This window comes from Planctellipticum variicoloris (genome assembly GCF_030622045.1).
Classification (GTDB): domain Bacteria; phylum Planctomycetota; class Planctomycetia; order Planctomycetales; family Planctomycetaceae; genus Planctellipticum; species Planctellipticum variicoloris.
On record NZ_CP130886.1, the window covers coordinates 556,604 to 576,543 of the forward strand.

Consider the following 19,940-nt stretch of genomic DNA (forward strand, 5'->3'; position numbering starts at 1 on the left):
GCAGACGGCGGGGCGCGAACGAGTCGCGCGGCAGCGGATTCAAAACCCGCGCGGACGCGAGCCGATCAGCGTCCCGCCGCGGAAACTCTCCCGGAGTGAGCTGGCAGACTCAGTCGTCATCATCATCGTCGAAGTCGTCCTCCCACTCCGGTTGGACGTAGAGATCGGCCGTGACCGCTTCCACGGTCACCTGCCCCAGTTTCCGGGAACGCCGACCTTCCGGAAGCTCGGCGTTCAGCTCTGCAAATACCGTCCGCGGACCATCGACCGCCATCCTCTTGCGGAGAGCTTGCAGGCGCGGAAGCTCATCCGCATCGTCGCCCTCTGCGCCCGACCAGAGGTCTTCCGGCGGGGACTCGTCGTCGTCCTCGGCTCCCGGCAATATGTCGAAAAGGACGTTGGCCGGCGTACGGTCATGGATCACCAGCACCCGGTCGCGGACCTCTTCCCATTCGCGCGCCGAGACTCCCCCACCCTCCAGAAACCGCTCCCGGCACTGCTCGTCCAGAAACGTCGAAATGGCCTGCGTCCAGCCGAACTGAATCATGCGAATCGACTGCGGCTCCGCCGTTTGATTGTCCTTGGCCAGCGTCCGTTCAATCTCTTCCGCCGTGACGCCCCCCCGTTCCATCCGCCAGTCCATCTCGCGGGCATAGGCGTCGGATACGACCTGCGGAAAGTCGGCGGCCGACGCCGGCAACATCGCTTTGCCCTGCGGACGATCCGCCAGGCAGCGTTCCAGCAGATCGGGGATCGGCGAATCGGGCAGGTAGTTCGCCGTCCGCCACGGCGGACAATCCATGCCATGATCGGCGAGATTCGCGAACGTCCAGCTTGTTCCGTCGGCGTAGCGCGTGACGAGGTCGGTCCACTGCTTCATGCCGTACGCGCTCTGAATGGCGGCCCAGATGTGGTGCTCCGTGTGGACGAACGCCCGCATCGAGACCGGACTCTCTTCCCCTTCGAAGTCGCCGACCTGCTGAAAACCTTCCGCGATCAGAAACGCCGTGTCCCGTTTCAAGGCTTCCTCATCGGCCCAGTTCAACTCGTCCTCGCGCTGGAATGTCAATCGCATGGGGGGCACCATCGCACCCGCCATGGCGCCGCCGAGGTTCTTCATCTGTTCCAGAATCTTGCCAAATTTCCAGCGGAACCAGAACTTCACTCCGAAATAGCCGCCGACGATCAACAGCACGAAGAACAGCAGCGCGCCGAGAAAACCGATCAGCAGCGTGTAAAGAAAGCCCCCCATTGCATGGCTCCAGACCAGAACTGGCTGATGGAAACTGACCGACTGGAGCAGCAGCCTTTCACAGACGCGACGACCGTGCAAGTCCCGCGTTCGACGATTCACACAGATTTCGAAGTCTCAACGGCGCAAAAAACGCCGAACGGCACGGCGATCCCTCAGGACGCCGTGCCGTTCGTTGTGTTCTGCAATCGATTCGACGAGAACTTAAGCCGCCAGCCGACGCCGCTGGACGCCGCGCAATTCCTGGCAGATGTCCGCCAGGCAGTCGACGACGCGCTGCTGATCGATCGCCGGAAGCTCCGGATAACTCGGGAGCGCCAGCACGTCGTGGCAGGCCGCCTCTGCATGCGGGAAATCCCCGGGAGTGTAGCCCAGAGACTTGAAGCAAGTCTGCAGATGCAGCGGCTTCGGGTAGTAAACGGCGCAGCCGACCTTGCGCGACTTCAGCCCCTGCAGGACCGCATCGCGGTGTCCTTCGCGAACCCGCACACAGTACTGGTTGTAGACGTGACGACGGTCGGCCCGGACTCTCGGCGGGGCGATCAGGTCGAGCACTCCAGTCTGCCGGAACAGCTCGCCGTAACGCTTCGCATGATGCTGCCGGCGAACCGACCAGTGGTCGAGGTGCTGCAGCTTCACGCGCAACACAGCCGCCTGCAGCGCGTCGAGCCGGCTGTTCATGCCGATCTCAACGTGCTCGTAGCCCCCCACGTCGCCGTGCACCCGCAGTCGCTTCATCCGCGCCGCGAGCTCGGGGTCGTCGGTGGTCATCATGCCGCCATCGCCCGCGCCGCCCAGATTCTTTGTCGGGAAGAAACTGAAACAGCCGATCGTACCGAGCACGCCGGCCCGACGGCCCCGGTACTCCGCCCCGATCGCCTGAGCCGCGTCTTCCACGATCGCCAGATTGTGCTGGGTCGCGATCCGCTGCAGCGGATCCATTTCGCAGCACTGCCCGTAAAGATGCACGGGCATAATCGCTTTTGTGCGAGGCGTCACTGCATCTTCAACCCGGTTCGGATCGAGATTGAACGTGTCCGGCTCAATATCCACAAACACGGGAGTCGCGCCGGCCCGGCAGATTGAACTGGCCGTCGCAAAGAACGAGAACGGCGTCGTGATCACCTCGTCCCCCGGGCCGATGCCGAGAGCCTGCAGGGCGATGATCAGCGCGTCCGTCCCCGAGTTGCAGCCGATCGCGTGATCGGCGTCGCAGTACGCGGCAATTTCGTTTTCCAGAGCGACCACCTCGTCGCCGAGGATGAACTTCTGCTCGGAAAAGACCCGCTCGACGGCGCTCATCACATCTGCCGCAATCTCGCGGTGCTGCGGCACCAGATCGATGAACGGCACCGACCGCTCGGGGTCGGCATTGATCGACACTGTGTAAGTCATCAGCGACTCCATTCGCATCCGACGGACGTTAACAATTCCGGCAACCCGTGGACCGACGACCCTTCCTGGATCGACCGGACGACGGTGCGCGGCGCCATGTGCCGGGCCGCGGCTCTCTAACAACTCGACGAACTCGCAAGAATTCGGTCAAACCTGAGCGAACTTGGATGGACCGAAGGAATCTAGGCCGCTCGATCCAGTGTGTCAAGATGGACCGCGACGGCTGCCCATTCCCGAAAAGTGTTTTCCAGCCAACAGTTTGCGGCAATTCCCGGACAACTCTGAGGGGCGTTGGGTGGCTGAGATTCCCGCAAGCTGGATGGGCCCAATCACAAGTCCGCAGTTCCTGCCGGTCGCCCGCGATCCACTTGTCAAAGATCCGTCATCAGGACCCGATGCATCTCTTCCACGGTCGTCATGCCGGCCAGGATCTTCTTGATCGCCGATTGCTCCAGAGTCTGCATTCCCCCCGCCAGCGCAAGCTGCCTCAACTCCGCGGAACTGGCCCCCGAAAGAATGGCCGAGCGGAGCTCCATATCGATCGGAAGAACCTCGAAAACCCCCGTCCGCCCCAGATACCCCGTATGAAAGTTGCAATCCGCCGGAATCCCGCGGGCCAGCTCGATCGAACCGGCGTCCGCCGCCGGAATTCCGAGCTGCTGGCAGGTCAGCAGGTCCGGGTGATGCAGTTCCCGGGACTGCGTGCAGATCTTTCGCACCAGCCGCTGCGAAATGATCCCGTTCACGCTGTCGGCAATGAACATCGGCGGAATGCTGAATTCGCGGAACACGTCGATCGTCGCCGTCGTATCGTTGGCGTGCAGCGTACTCAGAACCCGAATCCCCGTCAGACCGGCCCGGACGGCAATATGGGCGGTTTCGGGATCGCGAATCTCCCCCACCATGATTACGTCGGGATCCTGGCGCAGCACGCCGCGCAGCGCTTCGACGAACGAAAAGTCGATCTTCGGCTCGACCTGAATCTGGTTCACCCCCTCGATTCGACGCTCGACGGGGTCCTCGATCGAAACCAGGCTCCGCCCAGGTAGATTCAGCATCTCCAGGCAACTGTACATCGTGGTGCTCTTCCCGCTGCCGACCGGTCCGACGCTCAGCACCATGCCATACGGACGAGCCAGACACCGGCGCACCGATTCCGCCTGGGAGTCCTCCAGGCCCAGATCCTCCAGACGCGAGAAGATTTGCTCGTCCGGCATGAGCCGGAGCACCAGGCGTTCGCCATAGATCGTCGGCCCGCTGCCGACCCGCACATCCCTCTGCCGCTTCAGCGAAGCGCTGGTGATATGACCGTCCTGCGCGGATCGGCGCTCGGTGATGTCCATGTTCGCCATCAATTTCACGCGCGACACGATGTGCGACATCATGTCGGTCGGAAGCTGCAGGACGTCGTGTAGAACGCCGTCCACCCGCAACCGGATCCGCAAGCCCGTCCGGGCCGGATCGAAGTGAATATCGGTCACGTTGAGCTGAAACGCCCGCTCCAGCAGCAGATCGACCAGCGGCCCGGGACCGACAACGTTCACCAGTTCCCGCAGTTCTTCTTTGAGCGCCCGTTCTCGTGTCTCGGCGGGCAGGGCATTCGCGTCGGTCATGATCTTTAGTCTCCAGTCGGGACAGCTCTCGGCCGTCCAGGCAGCGGCGGCCTGACCGCAGTCAAGAACTGCCGGCGGCCACTCGGTTGTAACCGGTAACCCCCGCCCGCGAAACTGTCTGCTGCAGGCGATGCGGTGAGCGGGTGGACCGAAGTCACGCGAAATTCCCCATGAGACTGGCGGCGCTGGACCGAAGCCCGACAATTCGGCGCGCGATTAGTCGGCTTGTGCCGAAAAATCGCTCGGTACGGTCCAAGTTCCAGCGACGCCGTCCGCACGCCGAATGAGACTTGTGAGTCCCGGTTCTCATCGGCCGGAGGGTCCGTCCGTCGGACTCTGAAAGCGTTAGCCTTTCCGAGACCCGCTGACTGGAATAATCGGCAGGGTCTCCTGGGGCTGGCGATTGGGGCTCCCGAGTTTGAGTTTGTCGTTGACACCCGTTTTTCCGCACCGGTAAGCTGCATTGAGCAGCAGGGAGGCCGTCTTGGCCGGCTCGCGGGGAACGGATGTTCCGGGGCGTGTCCGCCTCCCGATTTTCGCATCCCATGTCGAGTGACCGTCGAGATCCCTCGCCGGCATTTCTTCAAACTGCCTGCAGGCCGCTTCATGAATACCCTCGGTCGAATCCTCGTCGTATTTACGGCGGCTGCAAGCCTTGGCTTTGCGGCATTCGCTGGGGCGCTGGTCAGCGGCGGTCCGAACTGGCGCGCGGAAGCCGCCGTCCCCAGCTTCGCGAATGACCTGGCGCTCGAAGAACGCCCGGGACCCCCGTCACAGTTCAGCGTCAAGGATCGCGTCACCGATCAGCAGATCGGCAGTTCCACTTTGCTCCCGGAAGTGCTGGTTCAGGGACGCCTGAAGCAGGTCCAGAACGCTCAGACGGCATTAACCGACACGAATCAGAAGATCGAACAGATCAAACCGCGGATCGCGGAAGTCTCCGTCCGGATCGCCGCCGATCTGAAAGGGGCCGACCAGCGCCTGCAGCTCCTCCGTGAGCAGTTGAGTCAGATTGAGATGCAGATTCAGATGCTGACGACGGAAATTCAGCAGAAGTCGGTCGACGCTCAGGCGATCCGGGCCGACGCCGAAGAACGCCGCAATGAAGGCCTTCGCCTGAAAAATCAACTGGAACTTCTCCGGAACGATCTTTACGCCGTCGAGAAACAGCGCGACGCACTGGCCGACGAACTGGTCCGTCTGAACGAAATTGAGCAACGTCTCGCCCGGCGGAATCAGCAATTGAAGAATCAGCTCGACGGCAAGCCTTATCCATAGCCTTGACGCCGGGCTACCATCGCTCCCGGGCAGTAGTTCCGGTCGCGATTTCGAACATGAGAGTGTCTTGACGATTACGGATTGAACCGGATTCTGTCTGGCAGGTGCTGCCGGACGTTCGGCGGAGTGTGGTCATGACGTGGGTTGGCAAACTGCTGGTTGTGCTGCATCTGGTTCTGAGCATCATGTTTATGGCGCTCGCCGGTGCGGTCTTCAACGCCCATACGAATTGGAAGAAGGCCCGCGACTCGGCCCAGACTCAGTACCAGCAGGAACAGCGAAAGGCCCAGGACTTGGATCGCGAGCTGCAGGCGGCCCGGACTGAAGCGGCTCAGAAGATCGCCGCCCTCGAAGGTCAGGTCACACAGCTTACCGGCGAGCGGACCAACCTGCAGGCCGCCGTCACCGGGCTGGAAGCCGAATCGAAGCAGCTCAAGGTGGCGCTCGACGCCGAACGGAATCTCGCCCAGAACAACAGCACCGAAGCGGGCGAGCGAGTCCGCGAATCGCAGTTGCTCCGCGCCCAGAACGCCGATCTCTTCAAGAGCCGCGGCGAAATGGTCGCCAGAATCCGGGACATGGAAGACAAGCTGTTTGGCCAGGACGTCCAGATCCAGCAGCTCAACGAGAAGCACGAGAAGACCTTGCGGGACAACGCCAAGATGCGCGAGTTCCTCGCATCGAACGGGCTGCCCACCGACACCCGCGAAATGCTGGTGCGAGAGCAGGCCGCTCCGATCGTTCGTGGGCTGGTCAACGAAGTCCGCAAGGCCGAGAAGGGCAATCTGGAATACGTCGAAATTTCTCTCGGCAGCAACGACGGACTCGTCCGCGGGCACAGGGCCACGCTCTACCGTGGCGACCAGTTCCTCGGCCGGATCCGACTCGTATCGGTCGAGCGCGATCGGGCTGTCGGAACCATCGAAGAAAAAGCCAAGAACGCCATCATCGAGAAAGGCGACAATGTCACCACGAAATTCTGAGAAGAACGACCCCGCCCCCGACATCTATGTGGGACTGCTGTTCGTCTCGTTCGCCGCCCTCGTGACCGGAATTATCTTCCTGGTCCTCGAGCTGTCCAAGTACGGCGGCAAGCTGGCTCCATAAGCCGCAGTTCGTCCAAACTGAATTCGTTCACCCTGCAGAACCGCTCGGTTCTGCAGGGTGATTTCGTTTCCACTCCAGCAGCCGTTCAACAGATCCGCGGCAACGGACTCCCCGCGGGCTCATCCAGCGGAATCTCGCGCCCGGCAGTCGTCCGCAGCCGGGCCGGCGTCGAACGAGCTGTCGTCACCTCGCCGATCACTGCAGCGGCAGGGCATCCATTCGCGCGCATGACATCCAGCGTCCGCTGAGCCTGCCCCCCCGCGACAGCCGCCACAAATGTTCCTTCGCAGGCCAGATGCAGCGGCTCCAGCCCGAGCAATTCACAGACCGCACGCACGTCCGCCGACACCGGCAGCAGCGCAGAAGCGACAGTGATCCCGAGCCCCGCCACCGCGGACCACTCGTGCAGCACCGCCGCCACGCCGCCACGCGTCGCATCCCTCAGACAACGGACCGGCAAATCGGCGTGCCACAGGGCTTCAATCGGTCGGGTCAGCGGGCCGCAGTCGCTGAGCGGTGGCGGATCGAAGCCGAATTCCTCCCGGGCGCACAGCACTGCAGCACCGTGACGCCCGATCGGCCCGCTCACCAGGATCTCGTCTCCAGCTCGCAAGCCTGCCGGTCCCGCCAACGGCTGAATCACCTCGCCGATTCCAGTCGTCGTCAGGAAGAGCTGATCGACGGCCTCCCGTGGAACCACCTTGGTATCCCCGGTCACCAGTTGGACCCCGGTCGCGTCGAGAGCATCACGAACACTGTCCAGCACGCGATCCAGGACCTCCCAGGGCAGCCCCTCCTCGATCACCATCGCCAAACTGAGAAAACGCGGCCGCGCTCCACTGACGACCAGATCGTTGACCGTCCCGTAAACCGCCAGCCGGCCGATATCGCCCCCCGGAAAAAACAACGGCGTCACCGTATACCCGTCGGTCGTCATCGCGCAGCGACCTGCCGGCAGGTCAATCAGCGCCGCGTCGCCGAGCGCCGCCAGTGTCGCGTTTCCAAACCGCGCCACGATCCGGTCCTGGATCAACCGCCGGGTCAGCCGCCCTCCCTCGCCATAGGCAAGCGTAATCCGCTCGCCGTCGTGGCTGGCCAGCGGCGGACAGGCGGGCTGCCAGACAGGGGCACTGTCAGACATGAGCCCGACCTCCGCTCAGCGCATAGCGGAAATACGCGGCGCAGGCCCCTTCGGACGACACCATCGGCGCTCCTCGCGGCGTATCGGGAGTGCAGCCGTTGCCGAAGAGCGGGCAGTCCGGCGGCTTGAGGCGCCCGGTCAACACCTCGCCGCTCCGACATTCGCCGCTGGTTTCTTCAACGTCGGACGCTGTCAGGCCAAAACGCTCACAGGCGTCGAGCTTCGCCAGCGACGAATGAATCTTCAGCCCTCCGGACGGAATGACTCCCAGTCCTCTCCACGGCACATCAGCCACGCGAAAAACCGCGTCGAGGAGCCTTTTCGCATGAGGATTTCCTTCCGGCCGCGCACACCGGGCATAGGCATTCACCACCTCGGACCGTCCCGACTCCAGCAGCTCGACGCACGTTTCCAGCCCCTGCAGCAGATCGAGCGGCTCGAAACCGGTGACGACGACCGGCAGACCCGTTTCGCGGGCGAATGCGTGATACTCCTCGTAACCGGTGACCGTGCAGACGTGACCCGCCGCCAGAAAGCCCTGCACCCGTCCGGCCGGGTCGGCGGCGATCTGCCGCATCGCCGGCTCGACCCGGACATGGTGAGCCAGCACGGAAAAGTTCCTGACCGCGCTTCGCTGCGCCTGCAGGATCGCCAGCGCCGTCGCCGGCGCGGTCGTCTCAAAACCGACCGCCAGAAAGACGACTTCCCGCTCCGGATGGCGAACCGCCCAGTCAACCGCATCCAGCGGCGAGTACACGGTCCGCACGTCACCCCCGCGGGCCCGAGCCTGCAGCAGCGAACCGGACCGTCCCGGAACCCGCAGCATATCCCCGAAGCTGGACAGCGTGACTCTCCGCTCCAGCGAAAGGGACGTGGCTGCATCCAGCACCGCGGCCGGCGTCACACAGACTGGACAGCCCGGACCATGCAGCAGTTCCAGCGACTCTTCCAGCGCCGGCTCCAGTCCATGCTTCAGCAGGCTGTGCGTCTGCCCGCCGCAGACGTCCATGACCACCCACCGCCGCGAACACTTCCGCCGGATGCGATCCAGACTCGCCGTAATCGCCTCGGGGGCACGGTATTCATCGAGGTACTTCATGGCGTCGACTCGCCGGACGGCTCGGCGGTCAGCCGCTCCAGATCCTCCAGCGTCCTGCGGGCGGCCTCGGCATCCACGATCGTCAGCGCCACGCCCGCGTGCACGAGCACGAAATCCCCTTCGATCGCTTCCGGCACGCACGCCATATGGCACGTCCGGCGCACGCCGCCGAAGTCGATCTCCGCCAGACCGGTCAGCGGGTCGCGATCGATCCACCGCTGGACCCGTCCGGGAACGCCCAGGCACATGCCGTCACCACTCCTTCCGGAAACTTGCTCGACCCGCGCGACCACGCGCCAGCGCGATCGCCAGTTGTCCCGCGGCCAGCCCGCCGTCGTTGGGCGGAATCCGCCCCGGCAGTCCCAACAGGCTGCAGTCCGCCGGCCAGTGCTCGACCAGCAATTCTACCAGCCGCCGATTCTGAAAGACGCCCCCCGACAAAACCACCGGAATGCGAGACGGAATCGCCGATGTCTGAGACAGCCTGCGGACTACGTCGATCATCCACGATGCCACCCCCCGATGAAACCGCTCCGCCATCACACCGGCAGCCACGCCGCGCTTGCGATCCGCCAGCAATGCCTGCAGCGCCGACCGCCAGTCGAGTTGAACCGGGTCTCCCGATTCAATATGCCAAGCATACTCGCCATCGCCCGCCGGATCGCACACAGCTTCCAGCCGCATCGCCGCCTCCCCCTCGAAACTGACGCGATTCAACCCGAGAACCAGGCACGCCGCGACATCAAACAGCCGTCCCAGACTGGAAGTGACCGCCGACAATCGCGAACGGCTGACATGCAGCACTCGTCGCACCACTTGCTCCGGTAGACCGACAACCTGCGACAACGACTCCGGAGTCATGCCCTCAATCTGTCCCGCAGCAGCGACAGCCACCCGCCAGATCTCGCCAATCGCCGCCTCACCACCCGGCAGCGTGAAAGTCCTTACGTGGGCCGCCCGACGAAATTCCGTCGCCGTCGCCCAGAGAACTTCACCGCCCCACAACGTCCCGTCCGGTCCCCAGCCAGTCCCATCCGCCGCGATTCCCAGAACCTGCTCGTCGAGCCACCCGTGTTCGACCATGCCAGCCACGACATGCGCATGGTGATGCCACACCGGCAAGACGTCTCGTCCCGTCTCCTGCGCCCATTGCCGCGAAAACCCGTCCGGATGGGCATCGGCCACGATCCTCGCGTCCGCGAGTCCATACAGTCCGGACATCGCCGCGATGTGTTCGTTCCATCGATCTCGCGTCGCCAGCCCCTGCAGATCCCCCACGTGAGGTCCCAGCACCCCCTGCCGCCCGTTTGACCACGCACAGGCCGACTTGAGCTGCGCCCCCAGCGCCAAGATCGGCGATCCGGACAGCGGCAACGGCAGCGGCGCCAGACCTCGGGCACAGCGAAGCGTGACCGCCGTTCCCCCCATCGGCCGCACCACGCTGTCATCGATCGGATGGACAATCTCACGGTCGTGATGCAGAAACAGGTCGGCAATCCCGTTCAGCACGCGTTCCGCGTCTTCGACTTGAAAGGCCAGCGGATCGCCGTCGTGATTGGCGCTCGTGCAGACCAGCGGACGGTCCGTCAGTTCCGCCAGTCGCGCATGCAGCGCCGTCGTCGGCAGCAGCAGGCCGATGTCCCTCAGGTGCGGGCTCACGCCCGCCACAAGTATGCTCCCGATTCGCCGGGGCGCGAGCACAATCGGATTGGCCCCCGAAAGCAGCTCCCGCTCGCCAACGGCATCCAGTTTGGCCAGCTCACGTGCGGCCTCAATCGACCGGCACAAAACTGCAAACGGCTTCGCCGGGCGGGCTTTGCGACGGCGAAGCTCGTCGACGGCAACGCCGTTCGTCGCATCCGCCAGCAACTGATACCCTCCCACGCCACGCAGGGCCACAATCCGCCCCTCAAGCAGGACCCGGCCGGCCATCACAGCGGCCTCGTCACCCTCCGCCAACAGCCGCCCCTCCCGATCGCTCGCCCACACCTGCGGACCGCAGAGCGGACAGGCCATCGTCTGCGCATGCCTTCGCCGGTCAGTGGAAGATCCATACTCCGCCCGACAGGCCGGGCAGAGCGGGAAGCCGTCCAGCGATGTCCTCGGCCGATCGAACGGCATTACCCGGATCACGCTGTATCGCGGCCCGCACGTCGCACAGCTCGTCAGCCCGTACCGGAATCGTCGATTGCCCGTGCCTTCAGTCTCACTCAGACACTCGGTGCAAATCGCGACGTCACGCGGCACGGGAACAGTCAGTCCGGCATCCTCCGTCGACGGTTCGATCGTGAATCCTGTCCAGCCGGCATCGGGAACTGATTCGATCCGCAGCGCTGCCAGCCTCGGCAGCAAACTCCGCAACCTCAATTCGAGGTCCGCGGGCTGCAGACCGTCCTTCGCCACCCGCAGCTCAACCCCTTCCGCCGTATTGCGAACCGTGCCGCACCAGCCATTCTGCTCGGCCAGTTGCGCAATCGCCGGGCGAACTCCCCGCCCCTGGACGGCCCCCTGCAGCAGAAACTGGTAAGCGACGCGGGGCATGGTCGTGTCGCTATTCCGTCGCAGAAGTCAGCATCGTGGCGCGGGCAGCTTCCAGGAACGCGCACCACTCAGCAATCCCTGTCTCCCGCCATGCCGAAACGGTAAATACCGGCAACCCCGGCTGCACCAGATGAGCATCCGCCGTCGCCGCCTCGATCGAAAACGGCACATGCGGCAATAGGTCCGCCTTGTTGATCACACACGCCTGGCTCGTCCGAAATGCCTTGGGATACTTCCCCGGTTTATCGTCACCTTCGGTCACGCTCAGCACGACCACCCGCAAGTGCTCTCCCAGATCGTGCGACGCCGGGCAAACGAGGTTACCGACGTTCTCGATCACCAGAAACTCCAGCCCCTCCAGATCGAGTTCCCCCAGCCCGCGCTCCACCAGCGGCAATTCCAGATGACACGCCCCCCCCGTCGTCAGTTGCCGCACCGGCACAAACGGCGCCAGCCGCTGCGCATCGCGATCGGTGGCGATATCCCCCACCAGCACCGCCATCCTCCGACGGCCCTCCCAGTATTTCGCCATCGCCTGCAGCAGCGTCGTTTTCCCCGCCCCGGGCGACGAGATCAGATTCAGACACAGAATCCCCTGACGCGTCAGACCGGCGCGAAAGACCTCGGCCGCCGCCCGGCGCTCCGCCTGCAGATCGCGCTGGATCGGCACTTCCGTCAGCGACATGCCTGTTCCTCCCCGACCGGACCGGCCGCCACGCGCAGGCTCACCAGCCGGAACTCTTCTCCGCCTGTCACCGTCACATCGCCGCTGCAGAGCGGACACACAAACCGGAACCGCTCGACAGCAAACCCATGCCCGCAACGCCGGCATTCGACAGTTAACGGCGTCGACCTCAGTTCGAGCTTCACATCCTCGCCCAGAATCCCCGGAGCCATCTCCGCGAACGCCAGCTCCAACAGCTCCGCGTCGACCCCGCAGAACTCCCCCACCTCCAGCACGACTTCCCGCACCGGCGGCAGCTCCCGCGCTGCCGCCGTCTCGCGCACCTGCTCCAGCAGCGCCCGGACGAGAGACCGTTCATGCATGGTCAACTCCCCGCCACAACGTCTCCGCCACTCGCCGGGCGCCCTCGGCCACCGCTGGGCTGACGGCCCCCAGCGGCTCAAACTGAACGCCTTCAATCGTCCAGATCTCCACCCGCTCCGGACAACACCCGGTCTGACGTCCCAGCATCAGCACATCCGCCAGCGGCAGATCGTGCGTCCCTCCCAGCCGCGACCCTTCCAGCCGATCCTCCGGCCACGTCCACCGGCCAACCCTCCCCGGCTGCCCGTTTGCGTGACCGGCATCGCAGACGGTCAGCGCGCGCCCCGCCTCCGCCCAGCTCCACAGGTCCCCCGGATGAACCGCTTTGCGCGCGGATTGCACGTCCGCTCCCAGCGTGTGCAGCCAGTCAATCACCAGCCACCCGGCCTGGTCATCGCCATGCGGGCTCCCCAGGCCGACGATCAGGGGGAACGTCATACCGCGTCCTCCCAGCGAACCTTCAGAAAGTGCGTCGCGCAACTGATGCACGGATCGTACGACCGCACCAGCCGTTCGCAACCGGTCGCAATCACATCCCGCCGCGTTGTGGTGAGTAGCTGCCGCGTCGCATAGGCCCGCAAATCATTCTCGATCTGCCCCTGATTCTGCGACGTCGGCGGAATGATCCGCGCCGACACCAGCCGGCCGGCGTCGTCCACCTCGTAGTGGTGATACAACAGCCCGCGCGGAGCTTCCGTCGCAGCGCAGCCCTGCCCCGCCCGCGGCGTGTACGAAATCCGACTCGGCCCCCGCGGAACTCCTTCCCGCAGAATCGTCAGAGCTTCCTCGTACGCCTGCACCAGTTCCAGCCCGCGGGCCACGATGGCGCGGTACGGATTCCGACAGGGATTCTCGAATCCAATCTCATCCGCCAGCCGCCGGGCCACGGGCCGCAGATGCTCCCTCTGCAGGTTGATTCGCGCCAGCGGTCCGACCAGATAGGCCGTTTCCGCCGGCAGCCGCACCGACTGCAGCGCCGTCGAATGCGCCACCTGCCGCTCAGCGAAATGCTGCTCATACTCGGCGACAGGAATCGTCATGGACGGACCGATCGCGATGTCTCCTTCGTTGAAAGGATATTCCCCCGGCCCCGCGACGCACACGCTTTCATAATCCTGTTCGAAGTCCGGAAACGGAAACGTCGCCACCCAGCGGGCCGCCGCCTGGGCCGCTTCCAGCCCCCATTCGAACGAGGGTATCAACGCGTCCCACTCCGCGCGGGGCGGCCAGCGATGGAACCCGCCGACGGCCACATTGATCGGATGAATCGCCCGCCCCCCCAGCATCTCCAGCAGCCGGTTGCCAAACTTCTTGAGCTGCAGCCCACGGGTGACTTCCTCCGGAAACCGCTGCGCCAGCTCGATTCCGCTGGCTGCGTCAAAGAAATCCGGCGCCTGCAGCAGGTGCGTATGCAGCGCATGACTCTCGATCCACTCGCCGCAATACAGCAGCCGGCGCAACCGGCGGATCTCCGGCGAGATCATCACCCCCAGCGCCATCTCCAACGCATGGACCGCACTCATCTGATACGCCACCGGACAGATCCCGCAGATCCGGGCCGTGATGTCCGGCGCATCCTCCAACGGCCGGCCGCGCAGCAGGGCTTCGAACAGCCGGGGCGGCTCGTAGATCCGCAGTTGCGCATCGACGAGCTTCCCGTCGCGCAGCCGGAGCGTCAGCGCTCCCTCCCCTTCGACGCGAGTCAGAATCGGCACGTCCACCAGCTCATCGCTCACGACGCGCCTCCGTCCGCAGCTTGCTCCAGCCGTTCCGACTCCCGCCGAAAGTCCGGGGCTGCCGCGTTGAAGTTCCGCAATAGCGGCACCAGCCGGTCCGCTCCATGTCCCAGTCGCTGAAACTGATCGACCAGCCGGCGCCCGTTCGCCTGCGGCATCGGTCCATAACAACCGTAACATCCGCGATTGTAAGCCGGGCAGATCGCGCCGCAGCCGGTCTGCGTCACCGGTCCAAGACACGCCGTTCCCTGAGCCACCACCACGCAGACAGTCCCCCGCCGCTTGCAGTCCAGACAGACGCTGTGCGACGGCAGCTTCGGTCGCCGGCCTTCCGCCAGGGCGGTAATCACCGTCACCAGTTGCTTCGCGGAAATCGGGCAGCCCCGCAGCTCAAAATCAACGAGGACATGCTCGGCGATCGGCGTCGACGTTGCCAGCGTGTCGATGAAGGCCGGCGTCGGGTAGACCGCCTCCACCCACTCCCCCACATCGCCCCATGCCCGCAACGCCTGTATGCCCCCGGAGGTGGCGCACGCGCCGATCGTCACCAGGTACCGCGCCTGTCGCCGGAGCTCGCGCAATCGCTCGGCGTCGTGCTCTGTCGTAATCGAACCCTCGACCAGCGCCACATCGTAAGGCCCCGGCTGCAGATCGCTGCTGGCCTCCGCAAAGTGCGCCAGCTCGACTCGCTCGCACACGGCCAGCAGATCATCCTCCGCGTCCAGCAGCGACAACTGGCAGCCGTCGCACGAAGTGAATTTGGCCACCGCCACTCGCGGTCGCTGGCTCATCACAGTCCCTCCACAGTCATCAGTCGCGCCACGCGATCGTACCGGAAGACCGGCCCGTCCTTGCAGACGAACTGCTCGGCCAGTTGACAGTGCCCGCACAGTCCGGCCGCGCACTGCATGCTCCGCTCCAGCGACACCCACACCCGCTCGGCGGAAATCCCGCGCCGCTCCGCGCTGATCGCCGTGTACCGCATCATCACTTCAGGTCCGCACGTCGCCACGCAGGTGTTTTCCGGCGACGGCAGTCGCAGTCGGTCGAGCAGCAGCGTCACCACTCCCACATGCCCTGTCCAGTCACCGAGCGCCCGGTCGACCGTCTGCTCGACCCGAATCCCGCCCTGCGTCCACGCAGCATGTTCCGCCGGATACAGCAGACCCCCAGGCGTGCGCGCACCGAGGATCAGCCAGACGCGACCGAACAGCGACCGCCGATGCAGAATGTCATAAATCACCGGCCGCAGGGGCGCGAGGCCCACGCCGCCCGCCACCAGCACGACGTCCTTCCCGATCCAGTCGTCGACCGGCCAGCCGGTTCCGAACGGCCCGCGCACTCCCACGGTGTCTCCGACGCGCAACCCCGCCAGCGTCCGCGTCACATTCCCCGCCACGCGCACCGTGTGAATCCACGCGCCCCGCCGATGCGGGTCGCCGCTCATTGAAATTGCCGCCTCCCCCACACCCGGCAGGTAGAGCATATTGAACTGCCCGGGCTGAAACGAGAAATCGCCGCCGGTACTCGTTTCCAGACGATACGTGGCAATGTCATCCAGCTCCGGCACAATCTCCCGGATCGTCGCCGCCTGAAGCTGCCACGGATCGGCGTGCAGTGATGGCGTCATTCCCGGGGTTCCTCCCGCAGCGCCTGGACCTCGGCCACAATGTCGATGCCGACCGGACACCAGGCGATGCACCTCCCGCACCCGACGCAGCCCGATGTTCCGAACTGGGCATGCCACGTTCCCAGCTTGTGCGTCAGCCACTGCCGGTATCGATGGGCCGTCTCGGTCCGGACCACGCCGCCGTTCATGTAGCTGAAGTCCGTGTGGAAGCAGGAGTCCCACTTTCGCTCGCGGTCGACCCGTCCCGAAGTCAGATCGCGAACCTCATCAACCGAACTGCAGAAACAGGTGGGACAGACCATCGTGCAGTTGGTGCACGACAGGCACCGATCCCCCACCTCCTCCCAGTGCGCATGATTCCGCGTCGCGGCCAACAGTTCCGGCAGTCCCGCCGTTTCAAGCTGCCGCCCCTGCTGATCGACCGCCTGCTGCCGGGCAATTTCGGCCGCATCGAACTGTCCGTCCGCGACGGTCACAGTCTCGCAGGCCTCCAGCAGTTTCCGGCCGCGGTCGGTCCCGATCTCACACACGAAACCGTCCGCCAGCTCGGTCAACGCCAGATCAAACCCCGACTGACAGCGCGGCCCCGTCTCCATCGACTGGCAGAAACACGTGCTGGCCGCCTGCGTGCAATTCACAGCAATCAGCACTGTCTGTTCCCGACGCCGACGGTAGATCGGATCCTGATACGGCCCATCCAGAAACACTTTGTCCTGAATCCGAATCGCCGCCAGCTCGCACGCCCGGACCCCCAGAAACGCATGCGGCGGAACATCGTCCGCAGGCGTCGAAAACGTCCAGCCGGCCCCCTCCGGCGTCGACGTTGTCAACACCACCTGCGGCGGAAACAGATACCGTTTCCACGAGTGCGGCCCCACGACATAGCCGAACCAGGCCTCGTCCTCGCGTCGCTTGAGCCGGTAGTGCCCCGGTCCCTGCTCGTCGGTCCAGCCGGCCGGAAGCTGGTCGACCGAGTCGATCGCGTCGTAGGTGATCGCCTCCTCGGCGATCGTCGGCCCCGCGACCACGTAGCCCCGCCGGTGCAGCTCGTCGATAAGCTGTTGCAGGCCCGGCTTCGGCAGAAAACGCTCGCTATCCGGCATAGAACGCACTTCCTCTCCCGGTCCGTCGTGCTCGCTCAGCATTCCGGATCGAGCTGACGCCCGCGAATGTCGGAACCGGGGAGAAACGGGACGTGCCCTTCAAACAGGTCCAGCAACTGCAGCCGCGTGGCCACCAGTCGCCGCGACAGCGCAGCGGCGAGCTGTCGCATCACATGGTAACCCAATTCGTGATCGGCCCCGCACAACTCCCGCAACTCGGCCCCGGGAATCGCGGCCGTCTCGACCCGCTCCAGCGCCGTCGCCGAACTGGTCATCACCTGATTACCGATGACCGCTGACCACGCCAGCACGTCCCCCGGACCGGCTGTCAGAATGGGAATCCGCCCCTTACCAGGCACGCGCATGTCGAGCCGGACATGCCCGGACGCCACAATGTGCAATTCGTCGTGCCGCGAGCCTTCCTCGAAGAGCGTGGCGCCCGGATCGTAGCGCCGCACCGAGATCTGCTCGCACACTCGCTCCAGGCAGCGCTGCGGCAACCCCCGGAGAAAATCGCTCTCTCCAACAGCTTCAGGAAGCGCCATGATCCCTCCTCCGTGCCGCGTTTCTCGGGATGCTGCCCGCCCATGCCTGTCGACATGTCGCAAGGTTCATTATAACAAACCCCTGCGTCCCGATGGGGCCGGCTCCCATTCTGGAATCTTCGAAATCTCACGAACGAACTGAACTGACAGCGAGCTGATGTAACTCGACGCATCCGACTCGTCGGAATCGATGGTCGTCGGGAGTCAACGTGGCACGGACTCGACAAGGGACAGTCATGACGGAGTGGCAGCAGCATGCCGTTGACGCAGACCAGGTCGTGGCTCACCTGCGCAGCGGAATGAACGTCTTCGTTCACGGCGCCGCCGCCACCCCCGCGCCCCTCCTCGAAGCCCTGGTCCGCCGTCCGGACCTGGAAAACATCCGTCTCTACCACATGCACCTGGATGGTCCCGTCCCCTTCGCCGAACCGGAGCACAGCCCCCGCTTTCGCTCCATCTCGCTTTTCACCGGTCCGGGACTCCGCACTCCGGTCGCGGAGGGACGCGCCGACTTCATACCGGTCTTCCTCTCCGACATTCCCGGACTGTTTCTCAGCGGTCAGATCCGACTCGACGCGGCTCTGCTCCAATTGTCGCCCCCTGACACTCATGGACTTTGTACGCTCGGAACCTCCGTGGACTCTGCCCTTGCCGCCGTCCAGAAAGCCCCCTTGCTCCTCGCCGAGATCAACGAACGCATGCCCCGCACGCACGGACACAGCGCACTCCCGCTGTCGCGCGTCAGAGCATTCGCCGCCACCCGTCGCGAACTGCCGGCTCATGCCTTGCAGGTCGAAACTGAAGTGGAAGCCCGCATCGGCGAGTTGATCGCCGACCTTGTCGAAGACCAGGCCTGTCTGCAGCTCGGCATCGGCGGCATCCCCGACGCCGTCCTCAGCCGACTGGGCAATAAGCGAGATCTCGGCATCCACACCGAAATGTTCTCCGACGGCGTCGTCCCTCTCGCGGAAGCAGGTGTCATCACCAACCGCTTCAAATCCATTCATCCGGGGCGGATTGTTACGAGCTTCGTCATGGGCTCCCGCCGGCTCTACGACTTCATCGACGACAATCCCCTCGTCGAGTTCCACCCCTGCGACCGAACCAACGATACGTCGCTGATCCGCAAGATCGATAACATGATCGCGATCAACTCGGCGATCCAGATCGACCTCACCGGCCAGGTCTGCGCCGACTCCATCGGCCACCGGATTTACTCCGGTATCGGAGGCCAGATGGACTTTATCCGCGGTGCAGCAGTCTCGCGCGGCGGCAAACCGATCATCGCCCTGCCCTCGACGGCCGCGGGAGGCAAGATTTCCCGCATTGTTCCCGAGCTGAATCCCGGCGCCGGGGTCGTCACCACCCGCGGCCACGTCCACTGGATCGTCACCGAATTCGGCGCCGTCAACCTGCACGGCAAGGCTTTGGGCGAACGGGGAGAAGCCCTCGTCTCAATCGCCCATCCCGACTTCCGGGCCGAACTGCGCAACCAGCTCCGAAATCTGAAACGCTTCATCTGAGGAGGGCCGGGCGCGCCAGGCCCTCTTCTTCGTCGCTGCCGATCAATCACTCGCCGGCGGTATAATTCCAGTTCCCCCGCGATCGCGTCCAGCGCCGCCGCGCAGAACATGACGTGTTCGTCGAACTCGACCCTCAGGTCCGCCGCCCCCCGCAGCAGATCCTCGCGACGGACCGCCGCGGCAAAACTCCCCTGTTTCATCTTCTTGCGCACGCTCGATGGCTTCATGCCCGCCAGCCGCTCGGGACGCACCAGGGCGCAGGCCATCAGGAAGCCGCACAGCTCATTGCACGCATACAGCGTCTGTCGAGCAATGAGCGGCGCGGGAACTCGGCCTGCAGGGAGTCCGCGTGCGAGAGAATCGCGTAAATCATCTCCTCCGGGTATCCCCGCTCCCGAAGAATCCGAGACCCCCGCAGCGGGTGCTCCGGAGGATTCGGGCAGCGCTCATAGTCGAAGTCGTGCAGCAGCGCAGCCGTCCCCCACAGATGCTCGTCCGCGCCGAATCTCCGGGCGTAGGCCCGCACGGCCGCCTCGACCGCCAGCATATGGCGAATGAGTCCCTCATTGCTGACGTACTCGCGAACCAGCAGCAGGCTCGCCTCGCGCGGCGGACAGATTGACGGCATCCCGGTTCGCCCTCGTGCTGCTTAGCAACTCTCTCGCCCCGGCGCCCGCCTCCCGGCGCGCAACAGCCTGTTAAAGAATTGGAGACAGACAGGATTGTCTGTCCCAACTGACGAGAATTCTTCGGAAAAGGCGCCCCAGTCATTCCTGCCCGGGACTCTTGCCGGAATTCTTCAACGCGATGGTCACGATTCCGGCACGGAGTCTCCCGAAATCGATCATACCGATTCTCCTGAATACAGCGATTGCAGCGTCCCGGTCGGCTGGCGGCCCAAACGCGGAAATGTGAACGCAAGTCGCGAG

General features: G+C 64.6%; 20 protein-coding genes. 4 read left to right on the plus strand and 16 right to left on the minus strand.

The window, feature by feature from the left end:
• Positions 1 to 109: 109 nt before the first annotated feature.
• The 3 genes from SH412_RS02180 to SH412_RS02190 form a co-directional block, all read right to left on the minus strand.
• Positions 110 to 1,252 carry a hypothetical protein gene (locus tag SH412_RS02180; RefSeq protein WP_336521867.1) on the minus strand — a complete coding sequence of 381 codons (1,143 nt, stop codon included), beginning with the start codon at positions 1,250 to 1,252 and terminating at the stop codon, positions 110 to 112.
• A 204-nt stretch (positions 1,253 to 1,456) separates the two neighbouring features.
• Positions 1,457 to 2,647 (minus strand): DegT/DnrJ/EryC1/StrS family aminotransferase, encoded by a 1,191-nt coding sequence (locus SH412_RS02185; RefSeq protein ID WP_336521868.1) that lies wholly within the window; start codon positions 2,645 to 2,647, stop codon positions 1,457 to 1,459.
• A gap of 371 nt (positions 2,648 to 3,018) precedes the next feature.
• Positions 3,019 to 4,260 carry a GspE/PulE family protein gene (locus SH412_RS02190; protein ID WP_336521869.1) on the minus strand — a complete coding sequence of 414 codons (1,242 nt, stop codon included), beginning with the start codon at positions 4,258 to 4,260 and terminating at the stop codon, positions 3,019 to 3,021.
• A gap of 606 nt (positions 4,261 to 4,866) precedes the next feature.
• Here SH412_RS02190 and SH412_RS02195 point away from each other — a divergent pair.
• From SH412_RS02195 to SH412_RS02205, 3 genes are all read left to right on the plus strand, one after another.
• A complete protein-coding gene (locus SH412_RS02195; RefSeq protein ID WP_336521870.1) occupies positions 4,867 to 5,538 on the plus strand; it encodes a hypothetical protein in 672 nt (223 codons plus the stop codon).
• A 134-nt stretch (positions 5,539 to 5,672) separates the two neighbouring features.
• Complete coding sequence (locus SH412_RS02200) at positions 5,673 to 6,521, plus strand: hypothetical protein (RefSeq protein ID WP_336521871.1); 849 nt, start codon at positions 5,673 to 5,675, stop codon at positions 6,519 to 6,521.
• Positions 6,502 to 6,645 (plus strand): hypothetical protein, encoded by a 144-nt coding sequence (locus tag SH412_RS02205; protein WP_336521872.1) that lies wholly within the window; start codon positions 6,502 to 6,504, stop codon positions 6,643 to 6,645. The genes SH412_RS02200 and SH412_RS02205 overlap by 20 nt, the downstream gene beginning before the upstream one ends.
• Positions 6,646 to 6,730: 85 nt before the next feature.
• Here SH412_RS02205 and hypE read toward each other — a convergent pair whose 3' ends face one another.
• Genes hypE through SH412_RS02265 form a run of 12 tightly spaced genes read right to left on the minus strand, consistent with a single transcriptional unit; the run spans position 6,731 to position 17,488 of the window.
• Entirely contained in the window at positions 6,731 to 7,786 is a 1,056-nt protein-coding gene (hypE, locus tag SH412_RS02210) for a hydrogenase expression/formation protein HypE (RefSeq protein WP_336521873.1), read from the minus strand.
• Positions 7,779 to 8,885, minus strand: a complete 1,107-nt coding sequence (gene hypD / locus SH412_RS02215) for a hydrogenase formation protein HypD (protein ID WP_336521874.1) — start codon at positions 8,883 to 8,885, stop codon at positions 7,779 to 7,781. The genes hypE and hypD overlap by 8 nt, the downstream gene beginning before the upstream one ends.
• Entirely contained in the window at positions 8,882 to 9,133 is a 252-nt protein-coding gene (locus tag SH412_RS02220; RefSeq protein ID WP_336521875.1) for a HypC/HybG/HupF family hydrogenase formation chaperone, read from the minus strand. Before SH412_RS02220 ends, hypD begins: the two co-directional genes overlap by 4 nt.
• A gap of 4 nt (positions 9,134 to 9,137) precedes the next feature.
• Entirely contained in the window at positions 9,138 to 11,426 is a 2,289-nt protein-coding gene (hypF, locus tag SH412_RS02225) for a carbamoyltransferase HypF (RefSeq protein WP_336521876.1), read from the minus strand.
• A 10-nt stretch (positions 11,427 to 11,436) separates the two neighbouring features.
• Positions 11,437 to 12,111 (minus strand): hydrogenase nickel incorporation protein HypB, encoded by a 675-nt coding sequence (gene hypB, locus SH412_RS02230; RefSeq protein WP_336521877.1) that lies wholly within the window; start codon positions 12,109 to 12,111, stop codon positions 11,437 to 11,439.
• Positions 12,102 to 12,473 (minus strand): hydrogenase maturation nickel metallochaperone HypA/HybF, encoded by a 372-nt coding sequence (locus SH412_RS02235; RefSeq protein WP_336521878.1) that lies wholly within the window; start codon positions 12,471 to 12,473, stop codon positions 12,102 to 12,104. The genes hypB and SH412_RS02235 overlap by 10 nt, the downstream gene beginning before the upstream one ends.
• The gene (locus SH412_RS02240; RefSeq protein ID WP_336521879.1) at positions 12,466 to 12,912 is read right to left on the minus strand and encodes a hydrogenase maturation protease; all 447 of its coding nucleotides are present in this window, start codon (positions 12,910 to 12,912) and stop codon (positions 12,466 to 12,468) included. The genes SH412_RS02235 and SH412_RS02240 overlap by 8 nt, the downstream gene beginning before the upstream one ends.
• The gene (locus SH412_RS02245; protein ID WP_336521880.1) at positions 12,909 to 14,210 is read right to left on the minus strand and encodes a Ni/Fe hydrogenase subunit alpha; all 1,302 of its coding nucleotides are present in this window, start codon (positions 14,208 to 14,210) and stop codon (positions 12,909 to 12,911) included. The genes SH412_RS02240 and SH412_RS02245 overlap by 4 nt, the downstream gene beginning before the upstream one ends.
• Complete coding sequence (locus SH412_RS02250; RefSeq protein WP_336521881.1) at positions 14,207 to 15,001, minus strand: NADH-quinone oxidoreductase subunit B family protein; 795 nt, start codon at positions 14,999 to 15,001, stop codon at positions 14,207 to 14,209. Before SH412_RS02250 ends, SH412_RS02245 begins: the two co-directional genes overlap by 4 nt.
• Entirely contained in the window at positions 15,001 to 15,840 is an 840-nt protein-coding gene (locus SH412_RS02255; RefSeq protein WP_336521882.1) for an FAD/NAD(P)-binding protein, read from the minus strand. The genes SH412_RS02250 and SH412_RS02255 overlap by 1 nt, the downstream gene beginning before the upstream one ends.
• A complete protein-coding gene (locus tag SH412_RS02260; RefSeq protein WP_336521883.1) occupies positions 15,837 to 16,943 on the minus strand; it encodes a 4Fe-4S dicluster domain-containing protein in 1,107 nt (368 codons plus the stop codon). Before SH412_RS02260 ends, SH412_RS02255 begins: the two co-directional genes overlap by 4 nt.
• A 35-nt stretch (positions 16,944 to 16,978) precedes the next feature.
• On the minus strand, positions 16,979 to 17,488 hold the full coding sequence (locus tag SH412_RS02265) for a cyclic nucleotide-binding domain-containing protein (protein ID WP_336521884.1): 510 nt from the start codon (positions 17,486 to 17,488) through the stop codon (positions 16,979 to 16,981).
• Positions 17,489 to 17,724: 236 nt separating this feature from the next.
• Here SH412_RS02265 and SH412_RS02270 point away from each other — a divergent pair, with 236 nt between their 5' ends.
• Positions 17,725 to 19,011 carry an acetyl-CoA hydrolase/transferase family protein gene (locus SH412_RS02270; RefSeq protein ID WP_336521885.1) on the plus strand — a complete coding sequence of 429 codons (1,287 nt, stop codon included), beginning with the start codon at positions 17,725 to 17,727 and terminating at the stop codon, positions 19,009 to 19,011.
• Positions 19,012 to 19,276: 265 nt separating this feature from the next.
• Here SH412_RS02270 and SH412_RS02275 read toward each other — a convergent pair whose 3' ends face one another.
• Positions 19,277 to 19,639: an HDIG domain-containing metalloprotein gene (locus SH412_RS02275; protein ID WP_336521886.1), complete on the minus strand. Its 363-nt coding sequence runs from the start codon at positions 19,637 to 19,639 to the stop codon at positions 19,277 to 19,279.
• Positions 19,640 to 19,940 lie beyond the last annotated feature (301 nt).